At 38.8% G+C, this 15917-nt stretch carries 11 protein-coding genes; 6 read left to right on the top strand and 5 right to left on the bottom strand.

Annotation, left to right across the window (positions count from 1 at the left end; genetic code table 11):
• Window positions 1-15 precede the first annotated feature (15 nt).
• The 3 genes from BM161_RS06450 to BM161_RS06440 form a co-directional block, all read right to left on the bottom strand.
• On the bottom strand, window positions 16-540 hold the full coding sequence (locus BM161_RS06450) for an OmpH/Skp family outer membrane protein (protein WP_074931193.1): 525 nt from the start codon (window positions 538-540) through the stop codon (window positions 16-18).
• 68 nt (window positions 541-608) lie between these two features.
• The gene (bamA, locus tag BM161_RS06445) at window positions 609-3008 is read right to left on the bottom strand and encodes an outer membrane protein assembly factor BamA (RefSeq protein ID WP_074931192.1); all 2400 of its coding nucleotides are present in this window, start codon (window positions 3006-3008) and stop codon (window positions 609-611) included.
• 21 nt (window positions 3009-3029) lie between these two features.
• On the bottom strand, window positions 3030-7397 hold the full coding sequence (locus tag BM161_RS06440; RefSeq protein ID WP_074931191.1) for a translocation/assembly module TamB domain-containing protein: 4368 nt from the start codon (window positions 7395-7397) through the stop codon (window positions 3030-3032).
• 75 nt (window positions 7398-7472) lie between these two features.
• On the opposite strand from BM161_RS06440, the gene tmk reads away from it, so the two are divergent.
• The 6 genes from tmk (at window position 7473) to BM161_RS06410 (ending at window position 13261) form a co-directional block, all read left to right on the top strand.
• Window positions 7473-8093, top strand: coding sequence for a dTMP kinase (gene tmk / locus BM161_RS06435; RefSeq protein WP_074931190.1), 621 nt, complete (start codon window positions 7473-7475; stop codon window positions 8091-8093).
• 237 nt (window positions 8094-8330) lie between these two features.
• Window positions 8331-8945 (top strand): hypothetical protein, encoded by a 615-nt coding sequence (locus BM161_RS06430; protein ID WP_074931189.1) that lies wholly within the window; start codon window positions 8331-8333, stop codon window positions 8943-8945.
• A gap of 12 nt (window positions 8946-8957) precedes the next feature.
• Complete coding sequence (locus tag BM161_RS06425) at window positions 8958-10082, top strand: 3-dehydroquinate synthase (RefSeq protein WP_074931188.1); 1125 nt, start codon at window positions 8958-8960, stop codon at window positions 10080-10082.
• Window positions 10083-10090: 8 nt separating this feature from the next.
• Window positions 10091-11236 (top strand): cysteine desulfurase family protein, encoded by a 1146-nt coding sequence (locus BM161_RS06420; protein WP_074931187.1) that lies wholly within the window; start codon window positions 10091-10093, stop codon window positions 11234-11236.
• A 182-nt stretch (window positions 11237-11418) separates the two neighbouring features.
• Window positions 11419-11832, top strand: coding sequence for a PUR family DNA/RNA-binding protein (locus BM161_RS06415; RefSeq protein ID WP_074931186.1), 414 nt, complete (start codon window positions 11419-11421; stop codon window positions 11830-11832).
• 73 nt (window positions 11833-11905) lie between these two features.
• Window positions 11906-13261 (top strand): MATE family efflux transporter, encoded by a 1356-nt coding sequence (locus BM161_RS06410; RefSeq protein ID WP_074931185.1) that lies wholly within the window; start codon window positions 11906-11908, stop codon window positions 13259-13261.
• Here BM161_RS06410 and BM161_RS06405 read toward each other — a convergent pair.
• Together BM161_RS06405 and BM161_RS06400 are read right to left on the bottom strand one after the other, a co-directional pair.
• The gene (locus BM161_RS06405; protein ID WP_074931184.1) at window positions 13251-13811 is read right to left on the bottom strand and encodes a ribonuclease HII; all 561 of its coding nucleotides are present in this window, start codon (window positions 13809-13811) and stop codon (window positions 13251-13253) included. The genes BM161_RS06410 and BM161_RS06405 overlap by 11 nt on opposite strands.
• Window positions 13812-13814: 3 nt before the next feature.
• Window positions 13815-15911: a right-handed parallel beta-helix repeat-containing protein gene (locus BM161_RS06400; RefSeq protein WP_074931183.1), complete on the bottom strand. Its 2097-nt coding sequence runs from the start codon at window positions 15909-15911 to the stop codon at window positions 13815-13817.
• Between the last annotated feature and the right edge of the window lie 6 nt (window positions 15912-15917).

Below are 15917 nucleotides of genomic sequence, written 5' to 3'. Positions count from 1 at the left end.
TATCCTGGCCTGATTTTAGTATCCTAACTCTTGAATAACCTGATTGGTAATATCTACAGAAGAAGAATACCATAGAATTGCATTTGATTCCTGCAGACTCAAAATCATACTGTAGCTTCCACTCTCTGCAATTTTAGCGAGTGTGTTATAAAGCTTTTTGTAAAATTCATCTGAGTTCTGCAGAGTTTTCTGCATAGATTCAAGCTCAAAGTTTTTTGCGTTTGTATATTCAGTGAGATAGTCTGTTTTCTTGGTGATTTCTGCTTCAATCTTTAAAGCCTGTGCTTCATTACCGGAATTTGTTAATTCAACCTTTTTCTGCTGAAGCTTTTTAATCTGCTCAACCTGATTGTTAATTTCTTCCTGGAATTCAGCTTTCTTTTTTTCATAGCTTCTGATAGGAGCTGAACTTGTAAAATAAGCCTGGTAAACCTTTGCTGTATCTACTACTCCAAACTTTGTAATCTGCTGAGAGAATGCAGGAAGACTGCAAAGAGCAAAAATACAAAGAGAAATAATTATCTTAAAATTTTTTTTCATTTCGTAATCCTTTTCTGGTGGTTTCGACAAGCTCAACCACCGTCGTTACTGTTATATTATAACAAAATTTAATAGTTCACAATATTAAATGAAAGTACAAAGTTGAATGGCTGATCAGCAAACTTTGGCTTTCCGTCTTCAACTCTGTATCTCCATGCAAACAGGAGATGCAATGGAAGCTGTGGAATAAGGAAGCGGATTCCAGGTCCAAAGCTGTAATAGAAGTCATCAATACCAAGGTTCTTCATATCCTGAAGTTTTGGAGTTACTGCAGCTGCATCCCAGAAACCGTCAATTCCTACAATTCCAGGAACAATTGGAATTCTAAGCTCAAGTCTGTTTGAAAGCATAGCAAGACCAGTTGCATCTGAATAGGCCTCACTCCATCCACGACCATTAATAAGACCATCGATATAAAGTGCATTCTTAGTATTAATACCATTCTGAACAGGAATGATTGTAGACAAACCAGTATAACCTGCAAGAACAAGCTTAAAGCTCCAGTTTTCAGTTACAGGAAGATCAATGAGCTTAAGATATCCTTCAAGCTTTGTATCTGATCTCATAAAGAATTCTTTTTCAAGGTTTGGAATAAGACCGTACCAGGTAACTCTTTCATTTAAGAACCATCCCTTAGTTGGGTCATAGTTCAAATCACGGTTATCGATAGACAAACTTCCATAAACTGAGTTAGAAACACCCCAGCGGTTAGCATAAGAAGAAACTGTAGTTTCAACAGGAACATAAACAGATTCATCAAATACATTGCGCTGCAAAGAAGTTGAAAGACCACCGGCAAGAGTAATTACAGCATAGTCAGGAGTCCATCTTCTTGAAAGACCTGTACTGAATGTTGTACTCCAATCGTGGTAAGACATATAGTATCTGTTTTGAACCAGTTCCAGATTAGGAGACCAGAAGTTTACAAGGCTTGCTGTTTTTGCATGGCTGAATGAAATTGCAGAATGGAAAGCAATAGGATATTTACCAATCCAGTTCTGTGAATAAGAGAAGTCAATTGACTGTTCACCAGTTGCAATTGTTGTAGCAGCTGCAATTGTACGACCTTCACCAAAGAGGTTTGAGTTTTCAAGTTTTGCAAACAAAGAGATTGGAAGTGCGCTTCCCGCCTGCTCTGTAGCACCAGAGAAAGTCAAACCAAACTGAACCGAAGAAGTAGACTGCTCTTCTACAGAGAAGATCAAATCTACAAGGTTTTCTTCTGTACCCTGCTTTGCTTCTGGAACAATACTTGAGAAGTAGCGCAGGTTCATAAGGTTTCTCATACCGTTGATGATTTTATCATTAGAGAATGTATCACCCGGCTCAATAGGAATTTCACGTTTAATTACAAAGTCTTTTGTTTTTGTATTTCCCTTAACAATGATGTTTTCAATGTGGCTGCGGGAATGTTCTTTGATTGTAATGTCATAAGAAATTTCATGACGGTCAGAATCTTTTACAGGAACTGTATAGAACTCATTCATCATGTAACCATTTTCATGATAAACGCTCTGGATATTCTGCAAATCTTCCTGGAACTTTGTTCCGTTGTAAATCTGTCCTTCCTTGAGCTTTTTATTTTTGAGGAGTTCTTTTTCTGAGAAAACTTCATTTCCAGAAATTCTGAGTCCTGAATAGGTATACTGAGCACCTTCCTGAATTACAAAGAGAACTGTAAGTTCATCTCTCTGCTTTTCTTCATTGAAGGTTGTATCGATTTTTACATCAAGAATATTGGCATCTGCATAACCATGTTCCTGATAGTATTTAATAATAGTCTGCTTATCCTGCTCCATTGTAGAAGGCTGATATGCACCGTCCTTAAAAAGACCAACTTCCTTTAAGGCAAGCTTTCTTTTAAGAGCACGGCTTGAAACAATTGTATTTCCTGAGAACTGAATTTCGCGGATTACAGAACTGCTTCCTTCTGAAATCTCAAAGTTGATGATAATTCCTTCAGGAGTTTCTTCAATACTATGAGTTACGTATGAAGCGTTATATCCCTTCTTAAGATAGAAGTTACGGATAAGTCGTTCATCAATAAGAACTTTTGATTCAATATAAATATCACTTGTTTTATTTTTGATTGTTTCGCGGAGTTCACCATTTCTGATTTTATGGTTTCCGAGGAAGTTAATGTCTTTAATTGTTGGTCTTTCAACTACTTCAAAAACGAGAAGTACATCTGACTTATCACTAGAAGCATGCTTTGCGTAAGGAGTAATATCCTCAAAGAATTCAAGACTGTAAAGACGGTCAAGAATATCGTTATAAACTTCATCTGTAAAAGGTGAATCAATATATGAACTTACAACACCATTCAAATCTGATTTTTTTACATTCTTAAGTCCATTGAAATCAATCTTTGAAATTGGCTGATTCCAATACCATTCATCACTCTGTGCCGAAAGTGCAAATACAGATACAAACATTAAGAAAAGAGCTGCTAAAACTTTTCGATACATTAAAAACTCCTACTTCCCACATCAAAAAGCGTATTTCCATGAAAGCGTTACTGACGTAGAAGGAACAAATTGATTTTTTAATAAAGCATTAATATCAGGAGCCATATTTACACGTATATTTGCAAATGGAGACTCCAGTTCCATACCAAATTCTGGCTGGAACAACATTTTACCAGCAGCTGCAATATTATTTGCATCACCATCTTCAAAAGATACATGAAGCATGGCGTCAACATATAATGAACTGCCGAGGTATTTACCTATATAAACAGTTGTATTATCAAGAAAGTTACCAATAGAAATCTTTTCTTTTGTAGAATTTCTTTCAATACTATAGTTATATGTATTTTGCAATACATTTGTTCGTAAAGAGAATATATCAAAATTAAGCAAATCCCGCAACTTGTTTTCTGCCTGGCGAACTACGGTAGACTGGATTGCATAGTCTGATGCGGCAAACAGGAAGTCACCGGCTGTATCTGAATCTGCCATAACAATCTGACCTAAAAGTGAACGAATTTCGTTTTCAGATTTTGCAGGAATTGATGAGAATCGAGGCTGCATATCCAGAAGTTCCTGCTCTTCTACAGCCATAACGATTTTTACTGTCTGTCCGCGGTCATCTTTTTCGCGAGTTTCTGCGTTTACAGTAATTGTCGGGTTTGCAATATCATCTTTATTGAATTTAATATTTCCAGATTTTATATAGAAGCTTCTGTTCAGATATGCAATGTCTCCGGACTTGAATTTAAGCTCTCCGTCTATCATATACAAATCTTCCGGCTGATTTACAACCACCTTCATAGTTGTATTCGGAACAAAAACACATCTCAAAACTGGATCCAGACGTACCGAAGCATGGGTTCCAAGAGTAATATCGAGGTCTGTAACTACCTGTACCGGCATTGCCATATCTTCCGCGCCCGAAGAAAGATTAGCAAGCGCGAACAACTGGACGGCAAGGTCTACATTTTCACCGGCAATATTACCCGTCAGTTCAACAACATCATTTTCCATATACATATCAACATTCAAAGAAACATTTCCGTTGAGAGAAACTACGTCTGTCTTAAAGTTGACAGGAATGAGGTCTGTTTTATATGAACTGAAGGTGCCTTCCAGATGGTCAAGATTCCACTTATTAAGATATATAGTAAGAGCCGCAAGGAGCCGCTGATTATTCTTTAATGAAAGTATGGTCTCTGGAATCTGAATTTCATTACTTATGATATTCATTGAAATTTGAGGAGCAGATATTTTCTGTTTATTGAATACCATAGGGCATTTAATTACCGGAGAAACAATATTTGCACTTCCGTTAAGCTCCGGATCATTGATTGTTCCGGTAATTACAAAGTCTCCGGCAAACAGACCGCTTTCGGCAACCAAAAGATCATCAATATTAAGATTTGCACAGGCTTTCGGAATATCTACTAAAATATCGTACATCTCAAGATTCATTACCCTGAGGTCTACAAGTCCATCCATTTTTGCAGAGATAAAGTTCTTATTATCAAGGTTCAGCTCAAGAAGTCCGTCTTTTGTATAAGTTCCATAAAGGCCGCAGTTATCTGAAGAATAAATAGAGAAAATATCATTAGCATAAAGGAATGAGAATGAAAGCGGGAACGGCTTTTTGATCAGAGAACCGCCGAACGCCGGCGTTGTAAGAGTTACTGTAAACGAATCTGGAAGCAGTTTTCCCTCTGGAACAATTGCATTATCCATTGTCAAAGTAAGCGGTGCATACAGAGTTTTATCCATTACTCCATAATTAAACTCACCGGTTGCGTTTACAGTCATATCTGTAAGTGATGCAGTTGCCTGAATATTAGAGAAATCCATTCCATCATAATTAATGCTCAAATCTGAAATTGTGATATCGCGGTCTTCTACTACTATGTTTCCTTTTCCTGTAAGCATTTCAGCGGCGACAAGAACTGAGAGGGAATCTACATTTAATGCGATGTAAGGATGTTCAAGCGTTCCCGATGTAAAAAGCATTCCAGAAATTATATTATTATCGTTACTCTGCTCTACAAAGCGGCTGAGGCTGAAGTTTTTAAGCTGCATCTGAAGATTCAGATAGATATATTTAAGGATATTATCCTTTGTCATTGGAAGATGTTCAGGGTTCGAAATACTTCCATCAATAATAATCATTTCATCAGTAATAGGATTATGAAGATTCATTGCAAGACCAATAGAATCAAAAACATCTTCATTTATATTCAAAATGGCGTCTGCTGTACCTTCAAGCACTGAATAAAAGTCTGAATAGGCAATTGTGTCCATTCGAGCGCCATATTTAGTTGCACTACCCGACACTACAAGCTTTGGATTTACAGAAACATTGCCATCTGCAAGTTCAACTTCCAGCTGAGATATCTGAAGAGAGGGGCCGTTTTCCTTATCATAAGCAAAGTTTGCAGCTGTAGAAAAGATTATTGATTTATCCAGAAACTTTACCGGAATGCTCTTAAATAAAAGATGTCCGTCAAAGGCATTATTTTCCTTAATTCGCATTTCTATATCAGTTCCGTAATCGCCTGTAACTGTTATGATTTCTGGCATGATTGTTCCGGAGAAATGATATGGAATGGAATCTATATTAATATCTGCAGTAAAGAACTTATCTGAAGAATCCGGTGCGCTGTCCAGGGAAGCTGAGGCTTCAAGGGCAAAGTTTCCAACGATAAGGGAAAGCTGATTAAGCTGAATGCTTGAATCTGTACCGTTGAGCGCAAACATAAGCGCCTGGTTATCGGCCTGTGTGTTAGCAAGCAGAACGTACGGAATATTATACGAGAAGGTCTTTAAGTCTGTTGATGCATAAATATCACCAGATAAAAGATACGGCTCAAGATTTTTCTGAATTGAAGTAACGGTTTGAGCATCATCTTCCGGCAGGAACTGAGCCGCAAGTGCTGCCATACTGTCCAGATAAAGACTGCTCAAAGTGATATTTGTCTGGAAATAACTTGAAGCATTAAGATAACTTCCGTCAACCTTAATCATTCCAGGCTCAAGTTCTTCCAGATGTGAGTAATCATAAATCTCAAAGGTAAAATCATAGGAGTCTGACTGAGGCAGAACCTTAAGCTGAAGCGCAGACAAAGAGCGGTTACCCACAAAAAGCTGAGGAGAAAAAGCCATAAAGCCCTTATCAAGAGGGTCAAAATAAACTTCTGTAGAAATGATATTTCCGTTTGGAAGCTGATATTCCGGAACTTCAATGTATCCCGAAATCTGCGCAGTATCATATACCAGCGAAAGCTTGGCCGCGGCAGAACAGCGTTCTCCATTTACAGACAGTTTAGTTAATTCAGCCTTTTTTTCGTCTCCATAAAGTGAAAGACTAAGCTCTGCTCCGCCAGGGAAAACTTCGTCAGGCACTAAAGCATTTGTGTCTGTAATAAAGTTCAGAGTTTTATTATTTATATTACACTTTACGATAGTGTTTGTTGTGACAGTAAGGTCGCGAAACTTTCTGAGTTCCATCTGTTTAGAGTTAATTGTAAGCAGCGAAAGAGGCTTAAGCTTTTCAAGGCGAAGCTGAGCATTTACGTCGCCCTTATTAAAATCATAAAAAACACCAAGCGAAATAGGATTTACCGCTTGAATAGTGTGCATTTCCACAGTGCCGCCGGTGTAAGAAGCGTGTAGATTCAGTTTATTAAGCCTGAAATCACCGTCTGTAAAGTCGCGGAGCTTAAGATTAAGCTGAGAACCGTCAAAAACATCAGTTACAGAGCCCGAAAGCGCAAGTTTACCGGAAATATTGCGCTTAATTGCCGCAATCTTGGTATTCAAAACCGCATCAGCCTGAATATCAATTGTATTTTTTTTCAGAGAATTGCTTACGCCAATATTTTTGAGGTTCAAAAGCGCGCTGACATTCTCATCGTTATATTCAAGATAGATATTTTTAAGCTTGATATTACCCGGAATAATCTTTTTGATTTCCGCAAGCCCCTGTGAAGACTCCCCTGAAGTACTGAACTTTTCTGCCAGTTTTACAAGTTCATCAACATCAAGATTAATACCATCAATAACTACGCTGGAAATCCCCTTCTGTAAATCCTTTTTAAGCAGATTAAAAATACTGTAGGTTATCCTTGTTTTATTTACAGACAGCAGCTGATTTCCATCATCATCAAAAACCTTGATATTGTGAATATAAAAGTTGGAAAGAAGAGATGGAGAAAGCTTTTCATAAGAGATGCTGAGCCCAGTTTTTTCGTGAAGCAGAGTTGTAAAGCCGTTAATTCTTTCATTTACGCCACTGGTAATGATTTTCTTTACCGGGGCAGAAATCAGCAGTGCTGCAAGGACGAGGAGAATCATAATGTAACTGCGGACACGGCCGTTTTTGTATAATGAGCCCATTTTAGCCTATCTATTATATCGGAATTTTTGTTTATAATATAGTATAAAAACAAACAACCCTTTATAATGAATGTTATGATTTTGAAAAACTTTATTGTATTTGAGGGAATAGACGGGGCTGGAACCTCGACACAGATAAAAAAACTTGTAGAACGCGGGAACAGCTGTTGCGAAGGCCGTTTTGTAGCTACTGCAGAACCAACAGGCAGTGAAACCGGCCGTTTTTTGCGTCGTATGCTTGGTGGCGAGTTCAGTGTTGATGAAAAAACCAACGCATATCTCTTTGCCGCAGACCGCTGTGAACACATTTTTGGCAAAAAGGGCGTAAAAGAACTATGCGAAAGCGGAAAAATCGTTGTAAGCGACAGATATTTCTTTTCCAGCATGGCTTATCAGTCAGTTTCATGTGGTGATGAGTTACCAAGACTGCTGAACTCACCTTTCCCATTGCCGGAAATTCTGTTTTATTTTGAGATTAATCCTGAGATTTCGCTGGGACGTGTTAATGCACGTGGTGAAAATAAGGAAATCTACGAAACAATTGAAAAGCAGAAAGCTATTGCGGCACAGTATGAGAAAGTGATTTCTGAATATGAAAAAACTGCAGGCGAAACTGGTATGAAAATTGTTAGAATTAATGCCGCAGATACGATTGAGAATATTGCAAAAATAATCTGGGAATATATTAAAAACTGAAATCTTACAGAAAAAACGGGCTCCCGTGGGAAAACACATTGTGCTGCTCGCGAGCTAGTTTTTTGTGTTAACAATCCTGCGGTTTTTGCACGCAAAAATCCTCGGATTGTTTTCGATGGCTAAACGCCAAAACTCCTCGAGGCAGCGCAATATGTTTTCCCACTACGCCCTTTTTTTCTGTATTTTCCGTAGAATCTGTTTATTAAACTATTTTTCATATTTTCCGATAATTTAATCGTGAAAAAGCGTTTATTTGCAATTCTTCTGACATCTATCATTATCTTCATCCACACCACTCCGACATTCGCCTATATGGTGAAATTCAAGGAAGACTGGTATAAGCTTTATCACGTTCATTACCAGCAGTATCCTGACGACTGTATTGAAAACATCTACTGGCTTGAAAAAGCTGCTCAGGCAGATTTTTGCAATCCTCAGTTTACCGACGCAAAAATCACAACTGAAAAAGAATGGGAAAAATACAGATATCTTTTCCAGATGCATATAAATCTCAAACTCATAGAACAGCACCTTCGTCTTGGCCGTACCTACGACAAAAAGTGTATTTATTTTTACGATGCACCATGGAAAGACGAATATCTTCGCAATATGGAAAAAGCTTTATCCTGCTATAAGGCTGGGCTTTACTACTGGCAGGAAGCTAAAGTCTGGCAGGAAAAGGCTAACTCGGCTTCTTTCAACTTTTTATTTATAACAGCAAAGCAGAACTGGGAAGATGAGCGCGAGCGCATTGCAGAAGGTAAGCTTGATTATGAGAAAATGCTCAACCGTGAAATAGAACGTCTGGAAAAAAACATAAAAGAACTTAACGAAATGGATAAAAAATACTAAAATAGGCTCATTATGAGTCAAAACAGTTTCACTATTTCTTATCCAGCCCTTCATTCGGGCACCGACAAATCTCTTATCAATTTCATTTCAGGAAGGCCGGATCTGGCTGCTCTCTTTTTTGAAGGAGAAGAAGCTAAAGAAACACGACGCCGCTTTTTCGTAACCGATGCTACAGTTGCAAGCCTTGAATGCATGCAGTCTTTTATTTCTAAGTTTGATGATGGAGTATGCGGAAAGGACTGTCTTTTGATTCTTGGTTCAGGAGAACCATATAAAACAATTGAAAGCGTATTGAATATTGTACGCGCTGCTTTTGACGCTAACTTTACCCGCAAGGATATTTTCATTGGTATTGGCGGTGGTGTAATTTGTGATACCACAGCATTCGCAGCTTCTATTTACAAGCGTGGAACTTCCGTTCAGTTTGTACCTACAACCCTTCTTGCTATGGTAGATGCATCTATTGGTGGAAAGGCTGGCTGTGATTTTGAAAATTACAAGAATATCATTGGAACCTTCTTCCCTGCAACAAAGCTTTTCTACTTCCCGGAATTTGTTCAGTATCTTCCAGAAAATCAGTATAACTCAGGTCTTGCAGAAGCATTTAAAACTGCCCTTCTCTTTGATAAAGAACTTTATGATTTATTTAAGAATGAAGCAGATAAGATTAATGCCCGTGACAGTAAAACTCTTGAAACAATCATTCACAAATGCGTAAAAGCAAAAGGAAGCATTGTTGAACAGGATTTTACAGAACAGGGAATTCGCGCTTATCTGAATCTTGGTCATACTTTTGGTCACGCTCTGGAAACAGTAGCAGGACTTGGTTCAATTACTCACGGTGCTGCTGTTGCCTGGGGAATTGGCCGTGCTGTTGAACTTGCATATAAAAAAGAATACTGCATGCAGGCATTCCGCGATGAAGTTTTTGATATTCTTAAAGCCTACAATTGGGACACAGATCCTGTACCATCATTTGTAAAAGGCGGTGGCTTTAGCGAGCGTCTCATTACAATCATGCGTACAGACAAGAAAAACATTTCAGAAAAAATCAGATTAATAATCTGCAAGGCAATCACTGATATTCAAATTGAAGAAGTTGATGAAAAACTGATTTCTTCTGTCTTGAAGGCTTAAATCGACGTATGGATAAAGAACATTATTTTGACTGGGCTGCAACCAGCCCCGCAGACGAAGATATTTTAAGAGAATCTCTTGAAGAAACTTTACAGTTCTGGGGAAACCCTTCAAGCACTCACGATGTTGGAAAAAAAGCCCGCGAAGTTTTTGAAGCTGCCCGCTCTCGTGCCGCTGCTGCTCTTGGTGTAAAACCAGAAACCGTTTATTTTACTTCCGGCGGAACAGAAAGCGATCAAATTCCTCTTCTTTCAGTTTTAACAAAACCTATGAAAGGCACTGTGCTTGTAAGTTCAATCGAGCACCCGGCAATTCGTGAACAGTCAGAAGCTTTGAAAAATTGCGGATGGAAGGTTGTTCAGATTCCAGCTGATTCTGATGGAATCATTAAGCCAGAAACTGTTGCAGGCCTCATCACAAGCGATACAGTTCTTATCTGCATTATGGCAGTAAATAACGAGACTGGTGTTATTCAGCCAATCTACGAAATTGCTGATGCAATCACAAAAGCCAGTGAAGGAAAACGACGTCCTAAGTTCCATGTAGACTGTGTTCAGGCAGCAGGTAAAATCAATCTTAATCTTTCATACAAGGGAATAGACAGCGCAGCCCTTAGTTCTCATAAAATCTGCGGTCCACGCGGAATCGGTATTCTTTATATGAAGGATGCCTGTGAGCCTTTCTTGCGCGGTGGCGGACAGGAAAAAGGACTTCGCAGCGGAACAGAAAATGTTTATGGCGCAGTAGCTTTTTCAAAATGTCTTGAGCGCTATTACAACAAGGCAAAAACTTCTGACGCAGATCGCACAAATACTTTTGTTGAAAAACTTGCAGCCCTTCCCGGTTGTACTGTAGTTCCACCAAGCCGTCTTGAAAAGAAGGATTTGTTTTCACCATACGTTGTTCAGGCAGCCTTCAAGAATATTCCAGGCAATGTAATGCTTCGTGCACTCGACTCTAAAGGTTTTTCAATCAGTACTGGCAGCGCATGTTCAGCAAAGAAAAACAAACGTCCTGTTCTTGAAGCAATGCATGTGGATGCAAAGCTTCGTGAAAATGCAGTACGTTTTAGTTTTGGACCACATACAACAGATAAAGGCGTGGAAGACTTGCTGGCGGCTGTTTCGGAAGTAAACGGGCAGTTTAATAAATAGATTGCTTCGCACTTCGTGCTCGCAATGACGAGACGATATTTATAGACATTTTCTTTAGATTGTGATAAATTACAAGAAATCGCACTAAATGCGACACAATTCATAAAATTACAAGGGAAGGTTCTTTACGTTTGTTTTTAAGGGCTCTCCCCTTTTAGATTTTTTTTATAAGGAGTTTTATTATGGGAGCACGTGGAGAACTTTTCACAACACAAATCTATCTTGAAAATCGTTCATATTTTTTCAATGTAAAAGAAAACCGTACAGGTGATGTATTTCTGCAGATTGTAGAAAGCAAGAACCGAGACGGAGTTGAGGCAGATCGTCATCAGATTGCAATTTTTGCTGATGATATGCAGAAGTTCCTTCAGGGGCTCGAAAAATCTCTTGATTACGTTGAAAAAGACAGAAAACAGCGTCAGAAAGCAGCTAAAGAAAAGAGAGCTGAAAAAGATGCTAAATATGGTGCCGGTAAAAAAGTTTACCGTGTAAAATCAGACAAAGGCGAAAAAGTTGAAAAACGCGCTGACGATGGAATTAAAAGAACAGGAAAAGTAATTCACATCGTAAGTAAGAAAACGGCTGACTCTGAATAGAGCACCGTCATGCTGAACTTGTTTCAGCATCTATAAACAAGATCCCGAAACAAGTTCGGGATGACGATTAAACATGAATAACGAAGCAAAAACATTTTATAAAGATTTACGAAACGTCGTTCAACCGATGGCGATTCAGAATCTTATTTCCGCAGCCGTAAACTCTGCCGATGTAATCATGCTTGGTTACATTGGACAGACGGCAATCGCAGCGTCTTCCTTAGCCGGAAACGTTGCTTTTATTCTTTTTATGGTTTCTACAGGACTTTCCTCTGGTCTTGTTATGCTAGGAGCCCAATACTGGGGAAAGAAAGATACCGAATCAATCAAAACCCTGCTTGGAATTGGCCTTAGAATCTGCTGTACAGTCGAAATTATTGTAGCTCTTATAGCAGCCTTTTACCCGCGAATCTTAATGCTCATCTTTACTCAGGAAGAAACTCTTATTATCGAAGGCTGTAAATACCTGAGAGCCGCAAGTTTTTCTTATGTCTGTCTTTCATTTTCACAGATGTTCCAGGCAGGCTTTAAGAGTATTGAACGTGTAAAAATCGTAACTATCACTTCTACAACAAGTCTTTTTTTGAACATCGGTTTAAATGCAGTTTTCATCTTTGGACTTTTCGGAGTTCCTAAAATGGGAATTACCGGAGTTGGTATAGCGACTTCCATTGCACGCTTTATCGAAATGGTAATCTGCTTTATTTATGCAGGCCGGCAGAAGGATGTACGTTTTTCTGTTACCTGTATGTTCCGCCGTAATGCAGTTCTTACCAGAGACTTTTTCCGTTATTCGCTGCCGGCCGTTGGCAACGAGCTTGTATGGGGGTCGGCATTTGCAATGTACTCTGTAATTATGGGACATCTTGGAGAAGACATTGTTGCGGCAAACTCTGTTGTAAACACTGTACGTCAGCTCGGTTCAGTTCTTTGTTTTGGTATGGCCTATGGTGGAGCAATTGTACTCGGAAAATATATGGGAGCTGGTGATATGGAAGTTGCAGAACGCAATGCCAGCCGCCTTGCCAGAGTTACAATTCTTTCTGGTCTGCTTGGTGCCCTACTTCTGATTTGTCTCTACCCTGTTCTTCCCTTTATTGCAGACCTTAACGAAACTGCAGCCCATTACAGAAACGTCCTTCTGTTTATCAATTCAGTATCTTTGATTGGCGCTTCAATCAATACTGTTTTGATTTGTGGAATTTTCCGTGCCGGTGGAGATTCAAAGTTCGGCTTTGTTGCAGACTGCATCAACATGTGGGCAGTTTCAGTTCCGCTCGGACTACTTGCAGCCTTTGTTTTTAAGCTTCCACCTCTCTGGGTATATTTTATTTTGTATCTTGATGAGTTTGAAAAGCTGCCTTTTGTAATCAGACATTACTTTAAGAAAGGCTGGTTAAGAAATATTACCCGCGATCTTAATACTTAAACGTAAGTCTCTGGATTGGTGATGGTCCAAGCTTATGACAGATTTCCCGATGTGCTTTTGTAGGATACCCTTTGTGTTTTGCATAACCGTATTCGGGATATTTTTTGTCCATTTCAAGCATTAAACGGTCACGGCAGGTTTTCGCAAGAATGCTTGCCGCCATAACACAGGGATATTTTCCGTCGGCCTTAGGCTCACAGCGGCATTCAATCAGGACGTCCGGACAACGGGTACCGTCGGTGATTCCAGAGATTTCGTCCAGTTTCAGCTCCGGCGCTTTTTTCAGCATATTTTCAAAGGCAAGTTTCATTGCAAGCATGCTTGCTTCGAGAATATTTATTTCGTCGATTTTTTTATGATCAACAAGGGCAATTCCCCAATACGCTTTTTCTTTGATTACGACTTCGGCCGCCGCTCGTTTTTTTTCGGAAAGTTTTTTAGAGTCGTTTAAGATTTCAATAGGAAAGTCGGCCGGGAGAATTACGGCGGCGGCACAGACCGGTCCTGCTAAAGGGCCTCTGCCCGCTTCATCAAAACCAACAAGCAGCATAAATTAAAAGCCTTGAACGGAATTTTTTTCTTCCGTAAGTTTACTTGTCTTGTTTGTGTAAATCGGCTGATTCTTACTTGTAGTATTTGTTAGCTGAGCCTTAAAAATATTTTCTTTTAAGTTTGCAGTTACTCCAAAAAGTTCTGCTATTCGTCCGCTTCCGCCAATTACAGTAAAATCATTTTTCTGAGCTGTAAGATTTCCACCATTAGCAGAAATGACAACACAAGTTTCTGCGTTTGTACTGATTGAAGAATTACGGATAGACATCCTTGATTTTACAGCAGAAATAAATGAAATATAAGAAACAGCATTTGCAGAAGCAATTGTATCTGAAATATTTATTATTGCATTGTTTGCATCTATTACAGTTCCGTTACGAGAAAACTCTGCTCCAATCACACAATTACTCATTGTCAAAACAGAATTCTCAAGTTTTATAATTGGAACAATAGATTTTTTGTTTATATCTGCAAGATTGTGAATTCGACAGTCTGAAATCTCAAAGGTAGAAGCCTTAATAGAAAGAGAGCCATTCGGTCCAAAGCTCAGACGTGCATCACCACTATTTATGATTTCGAAATTTGCAGAAACATTATAAGGCTGATTAATCTGCATTTCACCCTTAACGCATAATTTAACAACTCGCTGTCTTGTAAGTGCATCTGTAAGCTGCTTAAAATCTGTAAAAGGATGAGAAGAAGTTCCGTCTGCAAGTTCTGAATCAGCTTCTGCATCAAAATAATAATTTGACTGGTCAATGACAACTGCAAACTCTACGGGGCTGCTTGCATTTTCTTCTGTCTTAGAATATGCGGCAACCTTATAATAAACAGGCTTTAGTCCATTCTGAGACCATTTTATTGTAAAGCTTTCTCCCTTTACTTTTTTGTACTGACCAAGCGGAATATCCTTAAAGATTTCATTATCAGGTGTGTAGGAATATTCAGATTCATCTAAGTTTACAGGTTCACTGAGTGCAATGTATAAATCTGCACCCTTTGTACCGGTAATTCTTACATCAACTGTACCTCTTGAAACAAAGCCTTCTGCATTTGTTTTGATTACAGGAATCTGAGGTGGACGTCTATTGATATTATAGGAAACAGAAAGTTTTCCCTGATAAACAGAGTTTGCAAAAACTCCAAGAGTCAGATTTCCAGAAACGCCATCACCATAAAAAGCATCAATACCAATCTGGTTGAAAAGTTCTGAATAAGTTCCGTCTGTTTCATTTAAAACGCTAAGTGCATAAGCATCATCACCGCGAAGTGAATAAACAATACTACCGTCTTCAAACTCATCTTTTATAATTTCTGGTCTTGGTGGCAGAACAAAGAATTCAATAGGATTTCCAGCATCATATTCAAGTGGCTGCCATGAAATCATATGACTTGTTGTACGGTCAATCTTGCGTGGCTCTTTTGGGAGCTCCCAGTATTCTGAATCAACTTTATAAATCAGATTATCATCAAGAAAACTGATAGTTTCCCAATCTGTAATTTCGAAAGGAACATCACGGCGGCTGTAAACGCCTGCAGACTGGGGATATGTTTTAATAATAAAACGGTACTTTACATCTCGTTTGCTGTCAAAAATTGTACAAGGGATGTATCGTGAAAGTACACTCGCAGCAGAAAGTTTGAGTGTACGGGCCGGCATATAATTTTCAGGAGGAAGGCCAAGATAGAAAGAAAAATCAGAAGGAATTTCTAATTCGCTTCCGGCGCTGTAATTTAAAATTCCTCCTTCATAGAAGGTCTGAATAAAATCTTTATATGAAGTACCAGCAGCATCATCTTCTTTTACTGTATAAGAAACAGAAGCTTTTTCTTTTTTTCCACCGTCAGCAATTCGTGTTACAAAGAGCTGAACGTCACCTTCAACATCCAGAAGAACAGGACCATCATAAGCAAAACCGAAAGTCTCCGGATCTGCTCCATCAATTGAATAAAAAAAGTCTCCCCCAGAAGAATTATCAATTACAAGCATCTGTCTGTTGGCCCACACACCTTCGGCAGGACTTAGCAGATTAATTTCGGCAATAAGCGGAATCAGCGCAAATAAAAAGATAAAACTTGTAAGAAACTTTTTTTTCATATCCCG

The sequence above is a fragment of the Treponema bryantii genome (assembly GCF_900113965.1).
Taxonomy (GTDB): Bacteria; Spirochaetota; Spirochaetia; order Treponematales; family Treponemataceae; genus Treponema_D; species Treponema_D bryantii_A.
The sequence above is the reverse complement of the archived record's forward strand: the minus strand, read 5'-3'. Positions and strand labels throughout refer to the sequence as shown.